Below are 25,619 nucleotides of genomic sequence, written 5' to 3'. Positions count from 1 at the left end.
CACAAGGTTGCTAAATTGTGATCGTTATGTGTATTTTTTGTCTCTCAGAAAAAAGGAGTGGTTATGTCCGTGGTTGCTCATGATGAAGCGCAATCCCTGAAAGAGCGGATCTTCACCGCCGCGATTGCCGTATTTGCCGAACACGGGCTTTCGGGGGCGCGGATGGAACAGATCGCCGTCGAAGCGCAGACGACCAAGCGGATGGTGGTCTACTACTTCAAAAGCAAAGAGCTGCTGTATCAGGCCGTGCTGCAGCACGTCTACGCCCGTATTCGCGAAACGGAACAGCAGCTCGGGCTGGAGCAGCTTCCTCCGGTGGAGGCGTTGGTTCAGCTGGTGAGGTGGAGCGTGCGCTATCACGCGACCCACGCGGACTTTATGCGCGTGATCTGTATGGAGAATATGCAGCGCGGGAAGTGGCTGCAGTCATCCGGGCAGCTGAAACCGCTGAACCGAACCGCCCTTTCCATCCTCGAGGATATTCTCCAGCGCGGGCAGCAGCAGGGGATTTTTCAGGCCGGGATTGAGCCGCGGGACGTCCACCGGCTGATCAGCAGCTTCAGCTTTTATCAGGTCTCGAATTTTTACACCTTCAACAGCCTCTATCTCGACGATCCGCTGCCGGAAATCGACGATGAGGCGATGGTCGCCCACCACTGCGATATCGCGGTAAAAGCGGTGGTTCGCTTCGTTATATCCTGAAGCCTGAGGCGCTGCCGTCGGCGTTATTCATGTCCTGATAAGGCGTGAATAACCCGGGTCATCGCTTCATGAGTCAGCTCCGAACGGGCGATTTTGGGATTCGCCAGCGCGGTGCGAACGACGCCGGCAATCACGATATGTTTCGGTTCCTGACCAAGATCGCGCATTTCGAGCACGACTTTCCCCACCACGCGGCACATTTCCTGGTACAACTCATCGTCTTTTGCTCGGTTTCCCATCAAATCACGCTCGCAAATTATCATTATCAATCAATTCATTATTGATATCTTTTCCGCATAAATCAAACCAGCGCACCGTTTCTTCGCTAATGGCGAATTTCCATGACCAAACCGCGGCTAAAACGGCACGCTGCGGCCAGTTTATCTTAGCGACTGGCGAAAATTTGTGTTGCAGATAAGATTGTTATTGGTGTGAGTTTTGTTGCGTTTGTATAAAGGAAAATGAAACGTTGTTTTCATTTTCCTTTTTTGTTTCATCGTCGTATAATGCACACCGATTCTTTCTTGAATGGTTTCAGCACATTGGACTGCATGACTAAAAGCATAAAAAATTGCCTCTTTTCATGGGCTGAACCGCCAGCACACATTCTTCTGCACGCTCTATTGTTGTCACCTATCCTTAGAGCGTGGCATAGCAGCTTTCGCAATACAGGTTTGCCTCCACGGCAGTGCGCCCACGGAGCGAGATTCCCCTATCCTTCACAACTTAAAGACTAATACCTTCATGAAAAAGACCAAAATTGTTTGCACCATCGGTCCGAAAACCGAATCCGAAGAGATGTTAACCAAGATGCTGGACGCGGGCATGAACGTCATGCGTCTGAACTTCTCTCACGGCGACTATGCTGAACACGGTCAGCGCATCCAGAACCTGCGCAATGTGGTGAGCAAAACCGGTAAAACCGCCGCTATCCTGCTGGATACCAAAGGTCCGGAAATTCGCACCATCAAACTGGAAGGCGGCAACGACGTCTCCCTGAAAGCGGGTCAGACCTTCACCTTCACAACCGACAAATCCGTAGTCGGCAACAACGAAATCGTAGCCGTCACCTATGAAGGTTTTACCTCTGACCTCTCCGTTGGCAACACCGTACTGGTTGACGATGGTCTGATCGGTATGGAAGTTACCGCCATCGAAGGTAAAAACGTTATCTGTAAAGTGCTGAATAACGGCGACCTCGGCGAGAACAAAGGCGTTAACCTGCCGGGCGTATCTATCGCTCTGCCGGCGCTGGCTGAGAAAGACAAACAGGACCTGATCTTCGGCTGCGAACAGGGCGTTGACTTTGTTGCCGCATCCTTTATCCGCAAGCGTTCTGACGTAGTAGAAATTCGCGAACACCTGAAGGCTAACGGTGGCGACAACATTCAGATCATCTCCAAGATCGAAAACCAGGAAGGCCTGAACAACTTCGACGAAATCCTTGAAGCCTCCGACGGCATCATGGTTGCTCGTGGCGACATGGGCGTTGAAATCCCGGTTGAAGAAGTTATCTTCGCCCAGAAAATGATCATCGAAAAATGTATCCGCGCGCGTAAAGTGGTTATCACCGCTACCCAGATGCTGGACTCAATGATCAAGAACCCGCGTCCGACCCGCGCGGAAGCCGGCGACGTCGCTAACGCCATCCTCGACGGCACCGATGCCGTGATGCTGTCCGGCGAATCGGCAAAAGGTAAATACCCGCTGGAAGCGGTTACCATCATGGCGACCATCTGCGAACGTACCGACCGCGTCATGACCAGCCGTCTGGAGTTCAACAACGACAACCGCAAGCTGCGCATCACCGAAGCCGTTTGCCGTGGTGCTGTTGAAACCGCTGAAAAACTGGAAGCGCCGCTGATCGTCGTCGCCACCCAGGGCGGTAAATCCGCTCGCGCAGTGCGTAAATACTTCCCGGATGCCACTATCCTGGCGCTGACCACCAACGAAACCACCGCCCGCCAGCTGGTGCTGACCAAAGGCGTTGTACCGCAGCTGGTTGAGCAGCTGGCCTCTACCGACGACTTCTACATGCTGGGCAAAGAGCTGGCTCTGCAGAGCGGTCTGGCGCGTAAAGGCGACGTCGTCGTGATGGTGTCCGGAGCGCTGGTTCCAAGCGGAACAACCAATACCGCATCCGTGCACGTGCTGTAATAATTTACAGGCTAATTCGTTTTTTTAAAGGCGCCTCCGTGAGGCGCTTTTTTTTTATTCAATCACTAGCTACTCTTAATAAAAATGCAAATCGGAATTTACTATTTAATAAGAGATTATCTAAGATGAATCCGATGGAAGCGTGCTGTTTTCACACAGCTTTTTAAACTAATCCTCCAAATTCGTTGGTTCTTTGAGCGAACGATCAAAAATAAGCGTATTACCGTAAAAAAATATTCTCATCCCAAAAAAGTTTGTGTAATACTTGTAACGCTACATGGAGATTAACTCAATCTAGAGGGTATTAATAATGAATCGTACTAAACTGGTACTGGGCGCGGTAATCCTGGGTTCTACTCTGCTGGCTGGTTGCTCCAGCAATGCTAAAATCGATCAGCTGTCTTCTGACGTTCAGACTCTGAACGCTAAAGTTGACCAGCTGAGCAACGACGTGAACGCAATCCGTTCCGACGTTCAGGCTGCTAAAGATGACGCAGCACGCGCTAACCAGCGTCTGGACAACCAGGCTACTAAATACCGTAAGTAATAGTGCCTGTGTAATAGAAATGGCGCACATTGTGCGCCATTTTTTTTGTCCTGCTCTCCCCGATTTACTGCACTCTTGTACTCTCATCCACCGGCGCATTCTGCACCGACAAATTCGATACCACCCCTCCGGCACTGCTCTGCTCACCGCCAGAAACCACCACCGGATAGCCCGCTCTTCTCGACAGCGCGCGCTTCAGCAGCGCCTCGTCGACGGACTTATCGCCGGAAAACTGATGGAATTCCGCCGGGAGCGTATAGGCAATGGTTCGGGTATCGCCGCTTTCATCCTGCGACAGCGGCCGGTGTACCTCAACGTAGCGCCTGCCGTCGGGCTCAACCGCAAACTTCACCGGCTGATTGATGATGCGCACCGGCGTTCCGGTCTTCACCTGGCTAAAGAGCGCCTGAATGTCGGCGGCGTTCATGCGCATACAGCCGGAGCTGACCCGCAGCCCCACGCTATCCGGCGCGTTGGTGCCATGAATGAGGTATTCGCCGTTACCGTACGCCAGGCGCAGCGCATAGCGTCCCAGAGGGTTGTTTGGCCCCGCCGGAATAACGGGCGGCAGCTTAATCCCTTTCTCCAGCGAGCGGGCGCGGATGCCCGCCGTCGGGGTCCAGGTCGGATTGGGGATCTTCTGCCCGACGCGGGTGGTCATCTCCGGCGTTTCCAGCCCAAGCTGGCCAATGCCGAGAGGATAGACCTGCACCTGATTTTGCCCCGGCGGGAAGTAGTAGAGCCGCAGCTCCGCCAGGTTCACGACAATTCCCTCGCGAGGCGTGTCGGGCAGCAGCATCTGCGAAGGGATCAGCACCTGGGTGCCCGGTTCAGGCTCTACCGGCGCCAGCGTATCGTTAGCTTCGAGGATCAGCATTGCCGCGGTATCAAAATGACGAGCAATCGCCTGCAGGTTGCGATCCCCCTCCTGTACCGTCCAGAATTGATTTTGACCAATGATCCTGCTGTTAGCAGGAGGAAGTGGGTAATCTACCGCCCAGGCGCCATGCTGCACGCTGAGGGCCGCCAGAAGGGATAAAGTGAGGAGAGACGCGCGTTTCATACTGAGATTCCTTCTTTCGCTAATAAAACGCCAGGATCTGTACATCGGCGGGAAACGCGTTCCCACCGAACGTAACAGAATGAAATCTACCTGTTTATTCTAGCTAAGATTTGCGGCTTTCGCGCGAATTGCGCGAATCATGGCTTCCAGCCCCTGCGACCGCGATGGCGTAAGATGCTGAGTCAGCGCCATCTTTTCAAACCACGGGCGAACGTCAAAAGCGGTGATATCCTTGGCCGTCATCTGGTCATAGAGAATAAACACCACGGCGATGAGCCCTTTGACGATAGCCGCGTCGCTATCGCCGCGCAGCACGAGCGCGCCCGTCTCGTTCTGCTCCACGACAATCCATACCTGGCTCTGGCAGCCCTGGATAATGTTTTGCGCCGTATGCTCCTCGGCGCTCAGCGGCGCCAGCCGCTGGCCAAGCTCAATAATATAGAGGTACTTCTCTTCCCAGTTTGCGCAACGGCTGAAGTTGCGCAGCAGTTTATCTTTATCCGGTAACGCCGCCATGATTGCTTCCTTTAGCCTAATAGCTTGTGAATGCGCTGTAGTCCTGCGACCAGCCGATCCACATCTTCCGTGGTATTGTACATCGCCAGCGATGCCCGACACATCGCCGGAACGCTAAAGAAGTCCATCAGCGGCATCGCGCAGTGATGGCCGGTTCGAATCGCGATGCCATAGTTATCGAGGAAGCTGCCGACGTCGTAGGCGTGGTGCGCGCCGAGATTAAAGGCAATCACCCCGAGCCGCTGCGGCGGGCCGTAGATGATCAGGTCCGGCACTTTTGTCAGCTCCTGCAGCGCGTAGCGCATCAGCGTCTGTTCATATTCGCCGATATGCGCCAGCCCCAGCGCGCTGACGTAATCCAGCGCCGCCCCGAGCCCGATAATTCCGCCGGTATTCGGCGTCCCCGCCTCAAAGCGCCACGGCGCTTTTGCCCAGGTGGTCCCCTGGGTCAGGCTGACGGTGGCGATCATCGATCCGCCCCCTTCCCACGGCGGCATCTCGTCCAGCAGAGCCGCTTTACCATAGAGGACGCCGATCCCGGTCGGGCCGTACAGCTTGTGTCCGGAGAAGACGTAGAAGTCGCAGTCCAGCGCCTGGACGTCCACGGCGTGATGCATCACCGCCTGAGCGCCGTCCACCAGCACCCTGGCGCCGTGCTGATGCGCCAGCGCAATCAGCGCCGCTACCGGATTTTCAATGCCCAGCACGTTAGAGACCTGGGTGATGGCCAGCAGCCGGGTGCGCGCGTCGAACAGACCCGGTATCGCCTCCAGCTGCAGGGTTCCGTCCGGATTGAGCGGGATCACCCGCAGCTCGGCGCCCACCCGGGCGCAGAGCAGCTGCCACGGAACGATATTGGCGTGGTGCTCCATCGCGCTGACGATGATGTTATCCCCGGCCCCCACGTTGGCGTTGCCCCAGCTATTCGCCACCAGGTTAATCCCTTCGGTGGTCCCGCGGACAAACACCAGCTCTTCCGCAGAGCGCGCGTTGAGGAAGGTTGCCGCCTGCTGGCGAACCTGCTCCATTCGCGTCGTCGCTTCCGCGCTCAGGGTGTGAATGCCGCGATGCACGGCGGCATAGCCGTGCCGGTAAAACTCCGCCTCGGCGTGAATGACCGCCTCCGGCTTTTGCGCGCTGGCGGCGCTGTCCAGATAGACCAGCGGCTGGCCGTTGACCTCCCGGCCGAGCAGCGGAAAATCTGCGCGGACTCGTTCAACAGAAAATGTCATGCTGCCTCTCCCGGTAGACGCTGGCCGATGCGCGCGAGGATTTGCTGCCTCAGCGCCACATCGCCGATGGCTTCCGTCAGCTCCGCGGCGAAAGCGTACAGAATCATGTGCTGCGCCGCCTGCTGGGTGATGCCGCGCGAGCGCAGGTAAAACAGCTGTTCATCGTCGATACGCCCGATGGTGGCGCCGTGGCTACATTTGACGTCATCGGCGTAAATCTCCAGCTGCGGTTTGGTATCCACCTCCGACAGCCGGCCTAACAGCAGATTATTATTGGTCATCTGGCCGTCGGTTTTAATCGCGTTCGGCGCAACGTTGATCAGGCCGTTAAATACCGCCCGACCTTTGTCGCTGACGATGGTCTTATGCAGCTGGCGGCTATTGCAGTAGCCGACGTCATGGTTCAGCCAGGTGCGGCTGTCGCAGACCTCATTTTTTACCGGCATCGCCAGAGAGTTGATCCGCAGGTTGCTGTTCTCACCCCGCAGCCGCACGCTGGTATGCTGGCGCAGCACCGCGCCGCCGAGCAGGAAGCTGCTGCTAAAGGCCGATGCATCGCGCCCCAGAGAGAGGTCGTTGTGGGCAAAGTGGAAGCTCTGCGCGTTTTCAAACGCCAGCTTGATATGCTGCAGATGCGCGTTGTCCGCCACCGTGGCGGTCAGCCGTCCGCCGGTAAAATGACGCTGCTCGTTAAGGCTGACATAGTGCTCAAGGATCGTCGCCTCCGCGCCGCTCTCCAGCTCCAGATGATGCCGGTAGTGCGCGGTATTCATCTCTTCCCCCTCCAGCCCGCGCGTCACGTGCATAATCAGTAACGGCCTCGCGGGGCGCTGGTTGCGCTTCACGCGAATGCGCGTCACCGTCGGCGCCAGGCTTTCGGTCAGGTGCAGAAACAGCTCCGGCTGCAGCGCGTCGGGCAGCGTCTGCCGCTGGTTATCGATGCTGACTTCGTAGCCGCTGTCGGCCAGCGCATCGCTCAACGCTTCGCTGTAGCGGCCATCGATGAACACCAGCCGCCAGGCATCGACGGAGAGCGCCAGCGCGTCCCGCTGCGCCGTGGTTAACGCCTCGGGCTGCGGTGCGACGAAGGTGCCGCTGAGCAGCGCATCCAGCGGCGTATATTTCCAGTGCTCATGCTTACGCGTCGGCAGCCCCAGGCGCAGCGCCTGCTGCAGGTGCTGGTGCGCTTCTGGGGTTCGCTGCTCCGCCTGCGCTTCAAACAGGTGGTGCCACTGCTGCAGCGCGTTACTGCTGTTCGGTAAGCCAGCCATAGCCCTGCTCCTCCAGTTGTTTGACCAGGGTGAAGTCGCCGGATTTGACGATCCGCCCCTGATACAGCACGTGGACGTAATCAGGCTTGATATAGTCGAGAATACGCTGGTAGTGGGTGACAATAATAAACGCGCGCTTGCCGTCGCGCAGCGCGTTGACGCCGTCAGAAACGATCTTCAGGGCGTCGATATCCAGCCCCGAGTCAGACTCATCGAGAATGCACAGCTCCGGCTCCAGCACCGCCATCTGCAGGATGTCGTTGCGCTTTTTCTCGCCACCGGAGAAGCCGACGTTGACCGAGCGGGTCAGCAGGTCTTCCGGCATCTTCAGCAGCTTAATTTTTTCTTCCATCAGATCCTGAAAATCAAAGCGATCTAACTGCTCCTGCCCGCGATAGCGACGTACCGCATTCAGCGCCGTTTGCAGGAAAAACTGATTGCTGACGCCCGGAATTTCAACCGGATACTGGAAGGCCATAAAGATCCCCTCGCCCGCGCGATCCTCCGGCGCAAGCTCAAGCAGATCCTTGCCCTTAAACTCAACGCTGCCGCCGGTCACTTCATAATCTTCCCGCCCGGCGAGCGTTGCGGAGAGCGTACTTTTCCCGGAGCCGTTGGGCCCCATAATGGCGTGAACTTCGCCAGGTCGGATATCCAGGTTCAATCCGCGCAGGATCTCTTTCTCGTCAACGGAAACCTGCAAATCTTTAATACTTAACATGTATATTCCTTAATTCGGCAGTCTGATTCAGGCGGCGTCAGCGCGCAGCCGGTGTGGGTCAGACTGTTAACCGACGCTGTGTTCAAGGCTTATCGCCAGCAGTTTTTGCGCTTCCACGGCAAATTCCAGCGGCAGCTCTGAGAAAACATCCTTACAGAAACCGTTAACGATCATTGAGATCGCATCATCTTCACTGATCCCGCGCTGCAGGCAGTAGAACAGCTGATCTTCACCGATTCGCGAGGTGGTGGCTTCGTGCTCCAGCTGGGCGCTATTGTTGCGGCACTCGACGTACGGGAAGGTATGCGCCCCGCAGTCTGGCCCAATCAGCATCGAGTCACACTGGGTAAAGTTTCGCGCGTTGGTCGCGGTCGGCATAATTTTTACCAGCCCGCGGTAGCTGTTCTGGCTTTTACCGGCGGAAATCCCTTTGGAGATAATCGTCGAGCGGGTATTTTTACCGATATGAATCATTTTGGTGCCGGTATCCGCCTGCTGGTGACCGCTGGTCAACGCCACCGAGAAGAACTCGCCGATGGAGTTGTCGCCGCGCAGAATGCAGCTCGGATACTTCCACGTTATCGCCGAGCCGGTCTCCGACTGGGTCCACGACATTTTGCTGTTTTCACCTTCACAGAGCGCCCGTTTGGTGACGAAGTTCAGGATCCCGCCGGTGTTGTTATCGCCGGGGAACCAGTTCTGCACCGTGGAATATTTTACTTCGGCATCTTTGTGGATGATGACCTCAACGACCGCCGCGTGCAGCTGGTAGCTGTCGCGAACCGGCGCCGAGCAGCCTTCGATATAGCTGACGTAGCTGCCCTCATCGGCAACGAGGATCGTGCGTTCAAACTGGCCGGTTTTTTCCGCATTGATGCGAAAATAGGTCGATAGTTCCATCGGGCAGCGCACGCCTTTCGGCACGTAGATAAAGGTGCCGTCGGAGGCAACCGCGGCGTTCAGCGCGGCGAAGAAGTTGTCATTGCCGGGCACCACGGTGCCGAGATATTTTTTCACCAGCTCCGGATGATCGTGAATCGCTTCGCCGAAGGAACAGAATATGATGCCCTGCTCTCCCAGCTTTTCCCGGTAGGTGGTGGCGACCGAAACCGAGTCAAATATGGCGTCTACCGCCACTTCGCGACCTTCACGTACCGGCACGCCCAGCAGATTAAAGGCCTCTTCGACTTCGCTGGTCAGATAGTCGCCAGGGCCGGTTTGCTGCACCGCTCCCGGTTCGGAGGCGCAGGTGTCGTCGCAGTTGCCGCAGGACGGCGCGGAATAGTAGCTGTAGTCCTGATAGTCCAGCTTATCGTAGTGCGCCTTCAGCCAGTGCGGCTCTTCCATCTCCAGCCACGCCTTAAATGCGTTCAACCTGAACTCAAGCATCCACTCCGGCTCGTTGCGACGGGCGGATATTGCCCGCACCACCTCTTCGTTGATACCCTTGGCCAGCTCATCGGTCTGTAACCGGGTAAAAAAGCCTTCTTTATAATTCAGCGGCCCGCCGGTCCAGGTTTTGACATCGTCAGTTGTTTCAGTATTACGAGACATAATTACTCCGCCTGAACCCCAAAGCTTTCACCGCAGCCGCACTCGTGCTGCGCTTTCGGGTTATGAAACTTAAAGATTTCATTTAATCCTTCCCGAACGTAATCCAGCTCCGTACCATCAATAAACGGCATTGCCTGCAGCGGCGCCCACAGCTTCGCGCCATCAAACTCAAACAGCAGATCGTCCTGCGCGGGCTCAGCGATAAGCTCCATGACGTAGGCAAATCCAGCGCAGCCGCTGGTTTTCACGCCAAGACGCAGCCCCTGCATCGGCGGCTGCTTGCTCACCAGATCACGGATATGGGCGGCGGCGGCGGGCGTCATTATCAGACCTCGCCAGCTAAAATCGTCGGGATTAAAGGTTCCTGCTTGTAATTCCATAGCTCTACCTCATTGGTTGGCGCCATCAGGGCATCTCACCATGTTAGTGATAACGATTATCACTTCAACCCATCTGGAGAAGGGGTATTCGCCCCTGCGACCCTTTTACGGCCCTTTTTATAAGCATAGACCCTGCTTTACTGCTTATCAGGTCTCATTTTTTCTATTTAATAGATTGAAAAATAATAAGTTATTTGATGCGAATTGGCAGAAGGTGCGGCAATGGAAAAGATGTATCGAAAATACCGATTTTTGAGATAGGAGATGAAAAAATCCTGCTTTCAGCGACTTATCGGATATTCAACAGGTTACACTATTACACCGGCGGACAATCCGGGGCATAAAAGGAGATTCCGCTGTCTCCAAAAGCGCCCTCCATCAGCTCCGCTGTCCCCGTTATGGCCCGCAAAATAGCCGGACTCAAGCCAGAAGAAGAGATTGTAGCTGACGGTGGCGCTGCTGCCGATCTTTTCACCTGGAATGGATACAGGAACTCACCTGAACGCCGGCGACACGTATCCATGATAATTGACCGCTATGCGCTGGAAAAACGCAGCGTGAAATTGATGCACGCCGCCACGTCTGCTGATTATTGATTAGCCCGGCGAAAAAAGGCCTCAAGTTCTGAAAAACCGATGGCCTGTTTTGCATAGGTAAAAGTGCCATCACGGCTGACCTCCCGCGCTGCCTGAACAAACGCGCCATAAGCGAATCGGGCCATTGAGGCTCCCACGCTTATACGCCGGACTCCGGCTTGTGAGAGTTCTTCGACGCTGTAAACATTTCCGGGCAATCCCATGACAACATTCACCGGTTTTGTAACAGAGCTGCAGAGGGTTTGAATCATAGAGAGATCGTCGATCCCCGGGGCATAGAGAACATCTGCGCCAGCCTTTTCGAAAGCCTGAAGCCTCAGGATTGTTTCATCAAGATCCCGATTGCCCCACATGAAATTTTCAGCTCGCGCAGTAATAACAAAATCAGGATCACAAATAGCGCGTGATTCAGCCGCCGCCGCAATTCTCTCAACCGCAAGGCTCAAATCGAAGATAGGAACTTCCGGCCGGCCGCTGTAATCCTCAAGGGAACAGCCCGCAAGACCGGCGTCCACTGCGATCTCAATGGTTTCAGCGGCGCTATCCGGACTGTTGCCCGCTCCTTTCTCCAGATCGGCTGACACCGGCAGAGCGGTCGCTGCGGCGAGGTTCCGGCAGTGATGAATGGTCTGTTGCCAGGAGACCTGGCCTTCCGCCACCCCCAGAGAAAAGGCGAGCCCAGCGCTGGTTGTGGCGAGGGCCATAAAGCCCATTTGCTCAAGTATTCTGGCGGTGCCGATGTCCCAGGGATTAGGAATGACAAAGGTATTCCCGGATTCGTGAAGAAGACGAAAAGCTCTGCTTTTGTCGCTCATAGATCTCCCCTGAATGCTATTTTTTCATTCAGCTGTTATAACCTGCGCAGGCAGCGGTATGCCATAAATTCTGCATTCGCGTTGGCGAAGATGTGCCGGGTTTTAGGGGCGAGGTATAGATTATGCCCCTATGACGGCATTCCTACCATTGACTGCCACGCCTTCTAAGCAGAGCAGTTGCAAATAGCTCACTCTGTCGCAGCGTATTGCCTTATCAGATGAGGTAAATCTTAAAACGTTTCCCGGGAGAGGTTTTTAATATTTCGGCCATATTCTGGATGGTAAAATCCGTGCCGGTTGTAGACCCCCTATAGCCAAGGCCCGCCCTCGTGCTTTTGCATAGGGATCCCGGGCGGGCCACCTCATAGCGATAGCGCCGGGAAATATCTTCGCATTAGCCCCGCAGGCGCCGTTTTCCGGCGGCCGCACTCGACAATCTCCGACGTCATAGCAGTCGAGCAGCGGACACGCTCTGCCGCCCTTCGGCCATTTGACCGACAGGTATTAATCAGGTTGAAATTTCGTCTTACCTCGCTCCAGGATGCGCCGACCCCAATATGCCCCAATCCCCATAGCATGGGCCGCTTCTACGAATATCACGGCCAATCTATAAGCATTATCTGAAAACCGGGGTTGTTGTGTGGCTATGTGTAGACATTTTGGTTATAAAGTCGACCGTCCTTCGGGGATTAAGTTTTAATCACCATGATCAAGCTGGTGTACAATCTCCGTCTATATTTTCTACAGGTTTCGGCATGATGCCGGAGCCGCTGATAACCTGGAGCTTTTGTCGTAACGGATGATAGATATCAGTATTATGTCGATGTGCATGGTAGTCCTTCTGGTGATGAGCGTCCTGCTGGACTGAAAGCGTGTTGTGCCACAAATCTTTGTCGCCGCTGTTTCAATTCTTGCCTTTTATCGGCTGGCCGCAGCCATCTCCTGATGAGACCGGCCCTCGGTTTCACCGTGCCGCACGCTTCCCTGCTGACCCTCCACATTCGTTAATAAATAAGGAGATTTGTAGGATTCGCCCCTGGTGGGATTGTCGGCCAGAAACGTAACCTCTAAGATTTTAGCCACACTCTTAAGAGGTAACAAAGATGAAAAGAACAATCATTGCCCTGTTAGCAACCGTTTCTATTGCCGCCGCCGGCGCCTTCGCCGCGGATAAAAACGAAACGCCAGCCCCAGCGCGGAATAACGCCGGGCAGCCGCCGTTTGAGATGAATCAGGAACGTGGCCCCATGCCAATGCCCATGCCGCCATTGCCGCCGAGAAAGCCGGTGCTCTTCTCCGCGACCGTTGCCAGCGATAATCCGACTGAAACCATTAATAAGCTCACCGCGTTAATCCCGGCCAGCAAAGCCCGGCATTATGAAGTTCATGTCGAAGTTGTCGCCGTACCCGATATGTCAGAGGCCGGTCCCTGGTGATTATGGCGGGTTAATTAAACCCTGCGGGCGTAGGGAAATAGGTTAGCGGCCCCTTCGGCCGGTACGATGTACGGGTTGTCTAATAGATTTGCCCGCCGGTTTGTTGTGGTTTTTATTATCATCCGATCCGTCAGCATCGCTATTATGTGACGAAAAAAAAAGCTGCCAATAATAGTGGCAGCTTTTATCGCTTATGACTCAGTTGATACTGAAGGGCTATTAGCTCTTAATTTTTCTGTAGATAAACAGCACGACCAGCGCGCCAATTACCGCAACGACAAAGCTCCCGAAATTAAACCCGTCAACCTTGCCAAAACCAAAGAAGGTGCTGATCCAGCCGCCCACTACCGCACCGATGACCCCCAGAATGATGGTGACGAAAAAGCCGCCGCCGTCTTTGCCCGGCATGATCCACTTAGCTAAAATACCGGCAATAAGACCAAAAATGATCCAGGAAATGATACCCATGGTTAACTCCGTCCTCTTTGTTGCTCTGCAAGTGCATAGTGACTAAATAATAGCATACACAGAACCAATGAATCATGAATTATATATTTATTAGATGATTACTTGCCGCACAAGCCGTCATGGTCTACATATCATGGGAAGCTGTTAACGTGAAAAGGGGTAAAAGATGGGGTATTACGTCATTAAGAAGTCAGAGAAGAGCGTGTCCCAACCTTGGTATTTCTTACTGAAGGCCGATAACCACGAAACCATTGCCACCAGTGAAATGTATTCCTCGAAGGATGCGGCGAAAAAAGGAATTGCCTCGGTGCAGAAGAATGGCCCGAGTGAAATAATTAAGGATGAAACGCTATAAACAATATGGGGGAAAAATTTCCCCCATATATCACTTCAGGCAACGATCGCGGTCTTAAACCACCGCCGTAGTGAGCCGCGATGAGCAGCACAGGCGCCCCTGCTCATCGGATATTTCAATCTGCCACACCTGATGGCGCGAGCCGACGTGCAGGGCCCTGCAGACGCCACGAACCCGACCGCCGCGAACCGAGCGGATATGGTTAGCGTTAACCTCAAGCCCCACCACCTTTTGTTCGCCTTCGCTGCATAAGTAGCCGGCAACCGAACCCAGCGTTTCGGCCAGCACCACCGACGCGCCGCCGTGCAGCAGGCCAAACGGCTGATGGGTTCGGCTGTCTACAGGCATCGTGGCTTCAAGGGTGTCATCGGTAAACACATCGAAGCGGATATCCAGCAGACCAACCATATTGCCCTCGCCCATAGCGTTGAGCTGTTCCAGCGTTGTCTGACGTTTCCAAATCATCCAATAATCTCCAGCAGCGCCTGCAGCGGGTGACGTACGCCGCTGCCTTCAATACGCTTAACCTGGCTACGACAGGAATAGCCGGTCACCAGGCAGCGGTTGCGCGGCAAACGCTGCATCGCCTGTTGCCAGGAAAGCGCGTAAATCGCCAACGAGTTGGCATGGTTTTTAACCTCATGGCCGTAGGTTCCGGCCATGCCGCAGCAGCCCACGCTGACGTTTTCCAGCTTCGCGCCAAAGCGCGCAAAGATTTCAGCCCACTGCTTCGGCGCGGCCGGGAGCGCCGTGACCTCAGTGCAGTGACCAAACAGATACCACGCCTCGCCGCCGTTATCCTGCACCGCGCTTTCAGGCAGCGCCTGCGGCAGCCATTCATGTACCAGCATCACGCGGAAGTCGCCGCGCTTGTCGCCCAGCGTCTGGTTGTATTCATCGCGGTAGCACAGCACCAGGGCCGGATCGACGCCGACCATCGGGATCCCGAGCTGCGCCATCCGGTTGAGGAAGTCCGCCGTTTTCTGCGCCGTACGGGCGAAACGCGACAGGAAGCCTTTAATATGCTGCGCCTTACCGTTTGGCGAAAACGGCAGCAGCACCGGCTGATAGCCGACCTTTTCCACCAGACGGATGAAATCAGCCACCACCTGCGCATCGTAGTAGCTGGTGAACGGATCCTGCACCACCAGCACCATTTTCGCCTTTTGCTCGGCGCTCAGCGTTTCAAGCTGTTCCAGCGTCATATTCGCCGAACGGTGGCCGACCATTTGCTGCTTCAGCGACGGCGTGGAGAGCAGCGGTAAATCCACCATCCCGATGTGCTTCTCCGACAGCTTGCGCATCCACGGCTGGTTAATAAAGAAGTTAAAGGTTTTCGGCGCCTGCGCCATCAGCGGCGCGTAGGACTCCACCGTCGCCACCAGATGGTCGCGAACCGGGCGCAGATAGCGGCTGTGGTAAAGCTGCAGGAAGCGTGAACGGAACTCCGGAACGTCAATCTTAATCGGACACTGGGTGGAGCAGGCTTTACAGGCCAGACAGCCGGACATCGCCTCTTTGACCTCATGCGAGAAGTCATACTCGCCCTTGCGCGCGTGCCAGCTGTTGCGGGTACGCTCGATCAGTTCGCGCAGGCTGGCGCGTTTTTCCGCCAGCTGGCTCTCCAGCTGATTGGGATCGATACCGCGATCGGCCAGCAGACGCAGCCACTCGCGCACCAGCGTTGCCCGGCCTTTCGGCGAATGGATGCGATGATTGCTCACCTTCATCGACGGGCACATGGGGCTCTTAACATCAAAGTTAAAGCACAGGCCGTTACCGTTACACTCCATCGCCCCGCGCCATGAGCTGCGTACGGCGATAGGGATCTGACGGTCGTAGGTGCCGCGCTTCACCGCGTCCACTTTCATCATCGGCGCATCGACGCCTTCCGGCGGGCAAATTTTCCCGGGGTTAAGGCGGTTATCCGGATCAAATGCTGCCTTCACTTTCCGCAGCTCGCGGTACAGCTCATCGCCAAAGAACGCCGGGCTGTACTCGGCGCGGAACCCCTTCCCGTGCTCCCCCCACAGCAGGCCGCCGTATTTGGCCGTCAGCGCGACCACTTCATCGGAGATCCGCTTCATCAGCACTTCCTGCTGAGGATCGCACATATCCAGCGCCGGGCGCACGTGCAGCACCCCGGCATCGACGTGGCCAAACATGCCGTAGCTCAGGCCGTGGGCGTCCAGCAGCGCGCGAAACTCGACGATGTAATCCGCCAGATGTTCCGGCGGCACGCAGGTATCTTCGGCAAAAGGAATCGGTTTAGCCGCCCCCTTCGCGTTACCCAGCAGCCCTACCGCCTTTTTACGCATCGCGTAGATACGCTCAACGCCGTCCAGCTCGCCGCACACCTGCCAGCCAATGACGCCGGCTTCACCCTGGGCGATCAGCCGATCCAGCCGCTGGCACAGGGAAGCCACCTGGCCGTCAATCAGCTCGACGTCATCGCCGGAAAACTCGACGATGTTCAGCCCCAGCATCTCTTTATCCGGCACGTCGGCGATCAGTTCGCTGACGGAGTGCCAGACGATATCTTCGCGCGCGAGGTTAAGCACCTTCGAGTCGACGGTTTCCACCGACAGCGCATTTGCCGCCACCATAAACGGCGCATTGCGCAGCGCGGAATCAAACGAATCATACTTAACGTTCACCAGCCGACGCACCTTCGGCAGCCGGGTAATATCGAGACGCGCTTCGGTAATAAACGCCAGCGTGCCTTCCGAACCGGTTAATATCCGGGTCAGATCGAATTCGCTGAGATCGTCATTAAAGACGTGGCGCAGATCGTAGCCGGTCAGGAAGCGGTTAAGCTTAGGGAATTTATCGATAATCAGCTGGCGCTGCGCTTTGCAGCGCTGGTAGACGGTGCGGTAAATGCGCCCGATTGCCGACTGCTCGTTTGCCAGAGTTTCTGCCAGGGCTGCGGGAATGGCCTGGGTGTCCAGAATATCGCCCCCCATCAGGACCGAGCGCACGCCCAGCACATGATCGGAGGTTTTACCGTACACCAGCGACCCCTGGCCGGAGGCATCGGTATTGATCATTCCGCCGAGCGTAGCGCGGTTGCTGGTTGACAGCTCCGGCGCGAAAAAGTAGCCGTACGGCTTAAGATATTGGTTGAGCTGATCTTTAATGACCCCGGCTTCGACCCGCACCCAGCCTTCTTCCGGGTTAATTTCGATAATGCGGTTCATATAGCGGGACATATCAACAACAATCCCCGCGTTCAACGACTGGCCGTTGGTGCCGGTGCCGCCGCCGCGTGGCGTAAAGACCAGCGTTTTGAAACGCTCATCCGCCGCCACTCTTGCCAGCAGCGCGACGTCCGCCGTGGAACGGGGGAATAAAATCGCGTCCGGCAATAGCTGATAGATGCTGTTGTCCGTCGCCATCGTTAGCCTGTCGGCATAGCTGGTGGCGGTATCGCCGGTAAAACCTTGTTGCTCCAGTACCTGCAAAAAATTCAATACCAGCTGAACGACGCCTGGTGCTTGAGAAATTTGTGGGATCATAACGCTTGACCCTGCCTGACTATGTTGTGTTGTAAAAACTTCATCCTTCGGAGCGCTTTCCGTCAGCCGCTTCCGCTGCGCCGATCGCTGACTTAGGCAAACGCCGCGAGCTTTCACCTGCCGGTTCGAGGTATCCTGGATGATTTTGTGTATAGGTAACTAAACGATTGCGTAGTGCAGTCAACTTTTTATCACATTTTTTTCATATGCGCCCACCAGATTTATGTGCAGAATCAGGCGGGTTAAATTATTGGTATTATTATCCGTATATGGAATTACGCTGCGTCAGCCTTTTGGCGCCACTGGAAAGGTAAATTTTCTCTATGATTAACGAGCGTCAGCCCCGGGATATACCGCAGGTTCTGCTATCGGTGCTGTTTTTGTCCCTGATTATTGTTTCCTGCCTGTGGATCGTACAGCCCTTTATCCTGTCTTTTGCCTGGGCAGGCACCGTGGTCATTGCAACCTGGCCGGTACTACTGCGCCTGCAGCGGCTGCTGTTTGGCAAACGCGCCCTCGCGGTGCTGGTAATGACCCTGCTGTTATTCTTACTGTTCGTTATCCCGATCGCGCTGCTGGTCAACAGCCTGGTCGATAACAGCGCGCCGCTGATTAAAATGTTCACCACCGGTAGCGTGAGCCTGCCGGATTTCGCCTGGCTCAACAGCATCCCGCTGATTGGCGACAAGCTCTACTCCGCGTGGCATGGCCTGCTGGATATGGGGGGCGCGGCGATCATGGCCAAAATCCGGCCCTATATCGGCACCACCACCACCTGGTTTGTCGGGCAGGCGGCGCACATTGGCAAACTGCTGGTCTACTGCGGGCTGATGCTGCTGTTCAGCGCCCTGCTGTACTGGCAGGGTGAAAAGGTAGCCTATGGTTTCCGCTATTTCGCCACCCGGCTGGCGGCAAAACGCGGCGATGCCGCGGTGCTGCTGGCAGGCCAGGCGATTCGCGCCGTGGCGCTGGGCGTCGTGGTTACCGCGCTGACTCAGGCGGTGCTGGGCGGCATCGGCCTGGCGGTAACCGGCGTGCCTTACGCCGCGCTGCTGACCGTGGTAATGATCTTCACCTGCCTCGTTCAGCTGGGGCCATTGATTGTGCTCATCCCCTCCATTATCTGGCTGTACTACAGCGGCGATACCACCTGGGGTACCGTGCTGCTGGTGTGGAGCTGCGTGGTGGGGACAATGGATAACGTCATCCGTCCGGTGCTCATCCGCATGGGCGCCGATCTGCCGATGATCCTGATCCTCTCCGGCGTTATCGGCGGCCTGATTGCCTTTGGCATGATTGGCCTGTTTATCGGCCCGGTCCTGCTCGCCGTGTCATGGCGACTGTACGACGCCTGGGTGCATGAAGTTCCGCCGCCGCCGAAAGATCCCGATCAGGTGCTGGCCGAGCTCACCGAGCTTAATGCCGGCAATATCAAAAGCGGCGAGTAACGCCGGCAGCACAAAAATTAAGGCGGGGAAACCCGCCTTAATCATAAATAAACCTTATGCATTGGTGCCTGTCAGGCGCTTCAACCACAGCTTTCGCTACATATCCCACGCTTATTCTTCACCTCAATTTAACTATTGAGAGGAATCCGATCGACGCAAAAAATCCCTGTGGCTACTATATGAGCACGGTTATAAATCAACACATTGATTTATAAGCATGGAAATCCCCTGAGTGAAACAACGAATTGCTGTGTGTAGTCTTTGCCCATCTCCCACGATGGGCATTTTTTTATCAACTCACCTCGCAGCGGCTCATCATTCGCCACTTCTGCGCCAGCTCACGAACCTCGCCTTTTACCGTCACGGTTGCCGTCCCGCGGATATCAGCAGAAGATGCGCCGACCTGGAGCACAAACTCACCGGGTTCAACGATGCGCTGCCCGTCACGGCGGGTAAAGTTAAGCATATCGACCGGCAGATAGAAGGTCAGCGTCGCCGTTTCTCCCGGATCCAGCGTCACCCGCCGGAAGGCTTTAAGCTCCTGAACCGGACGCACCATCGAGGCGACCTTATCGCGCACGTAGAGCTGCACCACCTCGCTGCCGCGACGCTCGCCGTCGTTGCGGATCGTCACCTGGAGGGCAATCTCCCCCTCCATTGCCACCTGTGACGCCAGCAGCTGCGGTTCGCCATACCTGAAGGTCGTCCAGCTTTGCCCGTAGCCGAACGGGTAGCGGGAGCCAAAGTGGAAGGCGAACGGCGTACCGCCGCTTTTCAGCTTGTGGTTGTAATAATAGGGCATCGCGCCCGCGCTTTTCGGCACGCTGACCACCAGCCGCCCCTGCGGCTCCTCTCGCCCCGTCAGCACGTCGGCGATCGCCCAACCGCCCTCCTGCCCCGGAGCCCATGCCATCAGCAGGGCCGCAACTTTCTCTTCCAGCCCCTGCAGGTTATAGGGCCGCCCGCCGGTCATCACCACAATAACCGGCTTCCCGGTTGCCACCAGCGCCTCCAGCAGCCGCTGCTGCACGCCAGGCAGATTCAGGCTGTCGGTATCGGAGCCTTCGCCCACGGTGCCGCTCTGGAACAAGCCGGCAAGATCGCCCACGCAGGCCACCACCACATCGCTCTCCTCGGCCGCTCTTACCGCAGCCGGAATCAGGCTGGTGTCGAACGAGACCGGCGATTGCTGCATCGGCTTACCGCCGCTGTCGCCGGGGAATACCGGCGCGCCCGCCATGCGCTGTTCAATAATGTGGCACCCTTTGGCATAGCTGACGCGCCGGTCTCCAAGATAGTGGCGCAGCGCCGCCAGCGGGGTCGTCACCTGCGAGACCTCTTCCAGCATATCGCTGATAATCAGATGCACCGGGAAGCTGTAGCCGCTGAGCAGCGCCAGCGGATCGTCAGCGGTAGGCCCAACCACCGCGACCTTTGGTTCTCCCTGCAGCGGCAGGCAGGCGCGATTTTCCAGCAGGGTCAGCGAGCGCGTCGCCACCTCGCGCGCGGCCTGGCGGGCGCTGGCCGACTGCAGCGTGATCCCCGCTACGTCGGTATAGGGCCGCTCGAACAGCCCAAGACGGAATTTCTCGGTCAGCGTGCGGGCCACGATCTCGTCAATCTTCTCGACGGCGATCAGCCCGCGCTCGAGGGCTTCATCCAGGTGACGCGCGCAGTCATCTTTTGGCAGCTCCACGTCAAGCCCCGCATTAAACGCCAGCGCGGCCGACTCTGCCGCATCGTGCGAGATGCCGTGATGCTGATGCAGCAGGCTAACGCCGCCGTAGTCGGCGACGATAATGCCGTCGAATCCCCAGCGTTGCCGCAGCAGCGTGGTGAGCAGGAAGCCGTCGCTGTGCCCCGGCTGGTTATCGATATCGTGATACGCCGGCATCACCGAACCGGCATTGGACAGCTTCACCGCCATCTCGAACGGCAGCAGGAAGGTGTCGTTAAGTTCGCAAAAGCCGAGATGAACCGGAGCATGGTTGCGCGCGCCTTCGCTAAAAGAGTGGCCGACGTAATGTTTTAGCGTTGCCAGCACGTCGCGCTTTTCGCCCTGCAGCCCGTCAACGTAGGCGCAGGCCATGACGCCGACCAGCCACGGGTCCTCGCCGAAGGTCTCTTCCGTACGCCCCCAGCGCACGTCGCGAGAGACGTCCAGCACCGGGGCAAGCCCCTGCTTGCAGCCGGTCGAACGCGCTTCGGCGCCGATTTCCCGCGCCGCCCGCGCCACCAGCTCAGGATCCCACGTCGAGCCATAGTTCAGCGACGAGGGGAACAGGGTCGCCTCTTTGCACAGTAGCCCCACCAGGCACTCTTCGTGGAACAGCGCCGGGATCCCTAGCCGCGTCTCTTCCATCAGCATCTTCTGCAGCCGGTTGGCGGCGCGCACGCCGCTGTCCGCCGCCACGATGTGGGTGCCCAGCGGGCGGGTGATTTGCCCGACGCCCAGCTTCAGCCTCTGCGCGAGGGATGTCTGCTCGCTGACGCCGGCAAACTCATCGCTCATATCGCTGCGTTCACGGTGCTCGCCGTTTTCGTCAAGCACCAGCCAGTACCCGTGCATCTGGGCAAACTTCTCTTCCAGCGTCATGCGCGACAGTAAATCCGCAACGCGCTCCTCTACCGGGCGGCTGGCATCCTTATAAATTACGGTCATGTTATTACTCCTGTAGGGCTGAATCTGGCGCCGACACGGGGGCTTCGGGGGTCCGCATTTCGCGCTTGCGGGTCAGTTCTCTGGCGATACTGTCCGCCGTACGGCTATTCAGTTTGTAGAGCATCAGCAGCAGCACCATCACGATAAACAGCGCGCTGGGGACGATGGAAAACAGCGCATTAATCGTGCCGAGCACCGCCGCCGACTGGGTTGCCGCATTCGGGATATAGTCGACAAATCCAAGCACCCATCCCACCACGGCGCCGCCCAGCGCAAGGCCAAACTTGATGGCGAAGAGCGCGGTGGAGAACACCAGGCCATCGAGGCGGCGTCCGCTGCGGTGCTCTTCATAGTCCACGACGTCGGAAAACATGGTCCACTGCAGCGGGGTTGTCAGGTTCTGAATAAAGCTGAAGACCACGTTCAGGCCAAATATCAGCCAGATCTGATTGGCCGGAATAAAGAAAATGGCGCAGGCGAAGAGTACGAAGGTAATAATTGTCCACTGATACGCCCGCACCCGATCTAATTTCCCGAGCAACCGTTCCGATAATAATGCCCCCAGCAGGGCGGCAATCATTCCGGAAACAATAAACGTAAACACCATTTCGGGGCGCTGCATGACATACTTAACGTAATACATCGTCGCCGACCCGCGGGTAACCACGGCGGTTAATAATAAAATATTAAAGATGAACACAATGCGCCATTGGCTATTTGCGGCCAGCAGCTTGAGGTCTTTTATTAGCGACCCGGAGGCGTCGTTCCGCGGCGTATAGCGTTCGCGGGTCAGGAAAAAGCAGCTGAAAAAAAGCACAATTCCGAGCAGGCCCATCAGGCTCATCGCATAGAAGTAGCCTTTCTGGGCGTTACCATCGCCAAGGTGAGCCACCAGCGGCAGCGCAATCACGGTGACGATCAGTCCGCCGACAAACGACAGCGCAAAGCGCCATGATTGCAGCGAGTGGCGTTCGTGCGGGTCCATCGTCAGGGCGCCCGGCATCGCGCAGTAGGGGACGTTAATCGCCGAGTAGATAAAGCTGAGAAGAGTGTAAGTCAAGCAGGCATAAATGATTTTTGCCGTCTCGCCGACATCAGGAACGTAGAAGGTGATGATGCAGCTCGCGCCGAAGGGAATGGCAAACCACAGCAGCCAGGGACGAAACCGGCCGTGTCGGGTTTGGGTGCGATCCACCAGCGCGCCGATGCACGGATCGACCACCGCGTCGACTACCCGCACGACTAAAAACATGGTGCCCATAATGGCGGCAGGCAGGCCAAATACATCGGTATAAAAATAAGCCAGAAACAGCGTTGCGGTTTGCCACACCAGCGCGCTGGCCATATCACCGAGGCCGTAACCTATTTTATCTTTTGTAGTCAGTACAAACGACAAGGTCATTATTATTATCCTTTACACGAGAACAAACGATTCTCACTTAATAACTAGTATGAGAGCCTGATGACGCGATGTAAGTATTAGAAATGACCGTCTAAACGACAATTGTAGAAATTAACTGATGGCTTACGATATTTTGTTTTTTTTCGCTTTATGTGACTGACCGCAAAATATGTAATCGGGACGCTATAAAAAATAAAAAACTCCGCCATTGCTGACGGAGTTTACCTGTGCACAGAACGCGTTATTTGTTGAGTTCAGCCAGACCAAGCCAGGTTTGCACCACGGTATCCGGGTTCAGGGACAGGCTATCAATCCCCTCGTCCATCAGCCAGGCGGCAAAGTCCTCATGGTCGGACGGGCCCTGCCCGCAAATACCGACATATTTACCCTGTTTCTTCGCCGCGCGAATCGCCATCGACAGCAGCGCTTTCACCGCGTCGTTACGTTCGTCAAACAGCTCAGAGACGACGCCGGAGTCACGGTCAAGGCCCAGCGCCAGCTGCGTCATATCGTTCGAACCGATAGAGAAGCCGTCAAAGTACTCAAGGAACTGCTCCGCCAGCAGGGCATTGGATGGAATTTCACACATCATGATAATTTTGAGGCCATTTTCGCCGCGCTTCAGGCCCTGACGCTCCAGCTCTTCCACCACCGCTTTCGCCTGGGCGACGGTGCGGACGAACGGCACCATGATCTCGACGTTGCTCAGCCCCATGTCGTTACGCACGCGCTTAACCGCATCACACTCCAGCGCAAAGCAGTCGCGGAAGCTGTCGGAAACGTAGCGGCCGGCGCCGCGGAAGCCGAGCATTGGGTTCTCTTCTTCCGGCTCATAACGCTCGCCGCCCACCAGGTTGGCGTATTCGTTAGATTTAAAGTCGGACAGACGCACGATAACGCGTTTTGGATAGAATGCCGCACCCAGCGTGGCGATCCCTTCCGTCAGGCGACCGACGTAGAACTCTTTCGGTGAATCGTAACCCTTCATCAGCTCGCGGATTTCGTTCTGCAGGCCAGGCTCCTGGTCATCGAACTCCAGCAGCGCGCGCGGGTGAACGCCAATCATGCGGTTGATGATGAACTCCAGACGCGCCAGGCCCACGCCCTCATTCGGCAGGCAGGCGAAGTCAAACGCCCGGTCCGGGTTACCGACGTTCATCATAATTTTCAGCGGCAGGTCGGGCATTTCGCCGACGCTGGAGCTCTTGATGCTGAAATCCAGCAGCTCAGCATAAACGTAGCCGGTATCGCCTTCCGCACAGGAGACGGTCACGTTCTGGTTTTCCTGAATGCGGTCGGTCGCGTCGCCGCAGCCTACCACCGCCGGGATCCCCAGCTCACGGGCGATAATCGCCGCATGGCAGGTACGTCCGCCGCGGTTGGTCACGATGGCCGACGCTTTCTTCATGATCGGTTCCCAGTCCGGGTCGGTCATGTCGGTGACCAGCACGTCGCCCGGCTCGATGCGGTTCATCTCGCTGATATCGTGGATAACCTTCACCGGGCCCGCGCCAATGCGGTGACCGATTGCGCGACCTTCGGCGACAATCTGCCCCTGGGCATGCAGCGTATAGCGCTCCATGACCTGGCCGCGCGAGCGTACGGTTTCCGGGCGCGCCTGAACGATAAACAGCTCGCCGGTATGGCCATCTTTCGCCCACTCGATATCCATCGGACGTCCGTAGTGCTTCTCAATCTGCACCGCCTGCTTCGCCAGCTCCTGCACTTCCTCGTCAGCTAACGAGAAAATATCGCGCTGCGCCTGCGGCACATCCTCGATGCGCACCTGCTTGCCGTGCTCCTGGGTCGGCGCGTAAATCATGCGGATCTTTTTCGATCCCATAGTGCGGCGCACGATAGAGGGGCGACCAGCGGCCAGCGTTGGCTTGTGGACGTAGAACTCATCCGGGTTTACCGCGCCCTGCACCACCATTTCACCCAGGCCCCAGGCAGAGGTGATAAACACCACCTGGTCGAAACCGGATTCGGTATCGATGGAGAACATGACGCCGGACGAGGCGAGGTCGGAGCGGACCATACGCTGCACCCCGGCGGATAGCGCCACGCCGCGGTGATCGTAGCCCTGATGCACGCGATAGGAGATCGCGCGATCGTTAAACAGCGAAGCAAACACGTGCTTCACTGCGACGAGCACGGCATCAAAGCCCTGCACGTTGAGGAATGTCTCTTGCTGCCCGGCGAAGGAGGCATCGGGCATATCCTCTGCCGTTGCGGAGGAGCGCACGGCAAAGGAGGCCTCAGCGTTGTCGGCGGAGAGCTGCTTATAAGCATCGCGAATCGCGTCTTCCAGTTCGCTCTGGAACGGGGTATCGATGATCCACTGACGGATCTGTCCCCCCGCTTTCGCTAATGCGGAAACGTCGTCAATGTCGGTTTTATCCAGCAGTTCATAAATGCGCTGGTTTACACCGCTTTGGTCCAGGAACTGATTGAAGGCATCAGCGGTGGTGGCAAATCCGTTCGGTACGCTAACGCCCATACCGGACAGATTAGTGATCATTTCACCAAGGGAGGCATTTTTGCCCCCAACTCTGTCTACATCATTCATGCCGAGTTGGTTATACCAAAGCACCAGCGGTGACGAGCCATTGTTGGACATCGAGACAATCCTTTTGTGATTTAATACCAGTGATAAAAAACTCACGATCAACTACGGGATTTATCCTGACATATTTATGCGGCTGAAAAAAACGGTGAATCGTTCAAGCAAATTATTTTTTCTTTTTTAGGACAGTTCACCTGATATAGCTAACTC

At 56.5% G+C, this 25,619-nt stretch carries 21 protein-coding genes and 1 other RNA gene; 7 read left to right on the top strand and 15 right to left on the bottom strand.

Annotated features, from left to right (window positions below; all coding sequences use genetic code 11):
• Window positions 1–63: 63 nt before the first annotated feature.
• A complete protein-coding gene (locus tag NWP14_RS02565; RefSeq protein WP_095102100.1) occupies window positions 64–702 on the top strand; it encodes a TetR/AcrR family transcriptional regulator in 639 nt (212 codons plus the stop codon).
• Window positions 703–725: 23 nt separating this feature from the next.
• On the opposite strand, the gene fumD is transcribed toward NWP14_RS02565, so the two are convergent.
• Complete coding sequence (gene fumD / locus NWP14_RS02560) at window positions 726–941, bottom strand: fumarate hydratase FumD (protein WP_095102098.1); 216 nt, start codon at window positions 939–941, stop codon at window positions 726–728.
• A 505-nt stretch (window positions 942–1,446) separates the two neighbouring features.
• Here fumD and pykF point away from each other — a divergent pair.
• Together pykF and lpp are read left to right on the top strand one after the other, a co-directional pair.
• Window positions 1,447–2,859 (top strand): pyruvate kinase PykF, encoded by a 1,413-nt coding sequence (gene pykF, locus NWP14_RS02555; RefSeq protein WP_095102096.1) that lies wholly within the window; start codon window positions 1,447–1,449, stop codon window positions 2,857–2,859.
• Between the two features lie 310 nt (window positions 2,860–3,169).
• Window positions 3,170–3,406 (top strand): murein lipoprotein Lpp, encoded by a 237-nt coding sequence (lpp, locus tag NWP14_RS02550; RefSeq protein ID WP_010430241.1) that lies wholly within the window; start codon window positions 3,170–3,172, stop codon window positions 3,404–3,406.
• A 64-nt stretch (window positions 3,407–3,470) separates the two neighbouring features.
• Here lpp and NWP14_RS02545 read toward each other — a convergent pair whose 3' ends face one another.
• The 8 genes from NWP14_RS02545 to NWP14_RS02510 all read right to left on the bottom strand — a co-directional run bounded on the left by NWP14_RS02545 (window position 3,471) and on the right by NWP14_RS02510 (window position 11,554).
• Complete coding sequence (locus tag NWP14_RS02545) at window positions 3,471–4,469, bottom strand: L,D-transpeptidase family protein (protein ID WP_375214714.1); 999 nt, start codon at window positions 4,467–4,469, stop codon at window positions 3,471–3,473.
• Between the two features lie 99 nt (window positions 4,470–4,568).
• Window positions 4,569–4,985 carry a cysteine desulfuration protein SufE gene (sufE, locus tag NWP14_RS02540; RefSeq protein WP_095102092.1) on the bottom strand — a complete coding sequence of 139 codons (417 nt, stop codon included), beginning with the start codon at window positions 4,983–4,985 and terminating at the stop codon, window positions 4,569–4,571.
• Window positions 4,986–4,996: 11 nt separating this feature from the next.
• A complete protein-coding gene (gene sufS / locus NWP14_RS02535; protein WP_375214713.1) occupies window positions 4,997–6,217 on the bottom strand; it encodes a cysteine desulfurase SufS in 1,221 nt (406 codons plus the stop codon).
• The gene (sufD, locus tag NWP14_RS02530; RefSeq protein ID WP_375214712.1) at window positions 6,214–7,488 is read right to left on the bottom strand and encodes a Fe-S cluster assembly protein SufD; all 1,275 of its coding nucleotides are present in this window, start codon (window positions 7,486–7,488) and stop codon (window positions 6,214–6,216) included. Before sufD ends, sufS begins: the two co-directional genes overlap by 4 nt.
• The gene (gene sufC / locus NWP14_RS02525) at window positions 7,463–8,209 is read right to left on the bottom strand and encodes a Fe-S cluster assembly ATPase SufC (protein ID WP_331833861.1); all 747 of its coding nucleotides are present in this window, start codon (window positions 8,207–8,209) and stop codon (window positions 7,463–7,465) included. The genes sufD and sufC overlap by 26 nt, the downstream gene beginning before the upstream one ends.
• A gap of 66 nt (window positions 8,210–8,275) precedes the next feature.
• Window positions 8,276–9,763, bottom strand: coding sequence for a Fe-S cluster assembly protein SufB (gene sufB / locus NWP14_RS02520; protein WP_095102084.1), 1,488 nt, complete (start codon window positions 9,761–9,763; stop codon window positions 8,276–8,278).
• A 2-nt stretch (window positions 9,764–9,765) separates the two neighbouring features.
• On the bottom strand, window positions 9,766–10,143 hold the full coding sequence (sufA, locus tag NWP14_RS02515) for a Fe-S cluster assembly scaffold SufA (protein WP_095102082.1): 378 nt from the start codon (window positions 10,141–10,143) through the stop codon (window positions 9,766–9,768).
• Between the two features lie 589 nt (window positions 10,144–10,732).
• Window positions 10,733–11,554: an oxaloacetate decarboxylase gene (locus tag NWP14_RS02510; RefSeq protein WP_375214711.1), complete on the bottom strand. Its 822-nt coding sequence runs from the start codon at window positions 11,552–11,554 to the stop codon at window positions 10,733–10,735.
• Between the two features lie 1,103 nt (window positions 11,555–12,657).
• Here NWP14_RS02510 and NWP14_RS02505 point away from each other — a divergent pair.
• Window positions 12,658–12,990 carry a hypothetical protein gene (locus NWP14_RS02505; protein ID WP_095102076.1) on the top strand — a complete coding sequence of 111 codons (333 nt, stop codon included), beginning with the start codon at window positions 12,658–12,660 and terminating at the stop codon, window positions 12,988–12,990.
• Between the two features lie 219 nt (window positions 12,991–13,209).
• Here NWP14_RS02505 and NWP14_RS02500 read toward each other — a convergent pair whose 3' ends face one another.
• Window positions 13,210–13,458: a GlsB/YeaQ/YmgE family stress response membrane protein gene (locus NWP14_RS02500; protein ID WP_041146033.1), complete on the bottom strand. Its 249-nt coding sequence runs from the start codon at window positions 13,456–13,458 to the stop codon at window positions 13,210–13,212.
• Between the two features lie 166 nt (window positions 13,459–13,624).
• On the opposite strand from NWP14_RS02500, the gene NWP14_RS02495 reads away from it, so the two are divergent.
• Window positions 13,625–13,813 (top strand): YegP family protein, encoded by a 189-nt coding sequence (locus tag NWP14_RS02495; RefSeq protein ID WP_095102074.1) that lies wholly within the window; start codon window positions 13,625–13,627, stop codon window positions 13,811–13,813.
• Between the two features lie 54 nt (window positions 13,814–13,867).
• On the opposite strand, the gene menI is transcribed toward NWP14_RS02495, so the two are convergent.
• Both menI and NWP14_RS02485 read right to left on the bottom strand, forming a co-directional pair.
• Window positions 13,868–14,278, bottom strand: a complete 411-nt coding sequence (menI, locus tag NWP14_RS02490) for a 1,4-dihydroxy-2-naphthoyl-CoA hydrolase (RefSeq protein WP_331833863.1) — start codon at window positions 14,276–14,278, stop codon at window positions 13,868–13,870.
• Window positions 14,275–17,331, bottom strand: a complete 3,057-nt coding sequence (locus tag NWP14_RS02485) for an FAD-binding and (Fe-S)-binding domain-containing protein (RefSeq protein ID WP_375214710.1) — start codon at window positions 17,329–17,331, stop codon at window positions 14,275–14,277. Before NWP14_RS02485 ends, menI begins: the two co-directional genes overlap by 4 nt.
• A 323-nt stretch (window positions 17,332–17,654) precedes the next feature.
• Here NWP14_RS02485 and ydiK point away from each other — a divergent pair, with 323 nt between their 5' ends.
• Both ydiK and rprA read left to right on the top strand, forming a co-directional pair.
• Window positions 17,655–18,779: an AI-2E family transporter YdiK gene (gene ydiK, locus NWP14_RS02480; protein WP_095102068.1), complete on the top strand. Its 1,125-nt coding sequence runs from the start codon at window positions 17,655–17,657 to the stop codon at window positions 18,777–18,779.
• 185 nt (window positions 18,780–18,964) lie between these two features.
• An RNA gene (gene rprA, locus NWP14_RS02475) (antisense sRNA RprA) lies at window positions 18,965–19,072 on the top strand.
• Here rprA and NWP14_RS02470 read toward each other — a convergent pair.
• The 3 genes from NWP14_RS02470 to ppsA all read right to left on the bottom strand — a co-directional run bounded on the left by NWP14_RS02470 (window position 19,072) and on the right by ppsA (window position 25,463).
• Complete coding sequence (locus NWP14_RS02470) at window positions 19,072–21,441, bottom strand: glycoside hydrolase family 3 N-terminal domain-containing protein (protein WP_375214709.1); 2,370 nt, start codon at window positions 21,439–21,441, stop codon at window positions 19,072–19,074. The two genes, rprA and NWP14_RS02470, sit on opposite strands and share 1 nt — an antisense overlap.
• 4 nt (window positions 21,442–21,445) lie before the next feature.
• Complete coding sequence (locus NWP14_RS02465) at window positions 21,446–22,843, bottom strand: MFS transporter (protein WP_375214708.1); 1,398 nt, start codon at window positions 22,841–22,843, stop codon at window positions 21,446–21,448.
• A gap of 241 nt (window positions 22,844–23,084) precedes the next feature.
• A complete protein-coding gene (ppsA, locus tag NWP14_RS02460; protein ID WP_095102062.1) occupies window positions 23,085–25,463 on the bottom strand; it encodes a phosphoenolpyruvate synthase in 2,379 nt (792 codons plus the stop codon).
• Between the last annotated feature and the right edge of the window lie 156 nt (window positions 25,464–25,619).

The organism is Klebsiella sp. C349492 (assembly GCF_042055345.1).
Classification (GTDB): Bacteria; Pseudomonadota; Gammaproteobacteria; order Enterobacterales; family Enterobacteriaceae; genus Klebsiella; species Klebsiella scottii.
Note: the sequence above shows the minus strand (reverse complement) of the source record. Positions and strands in the feature narration are given on the sequence as shown.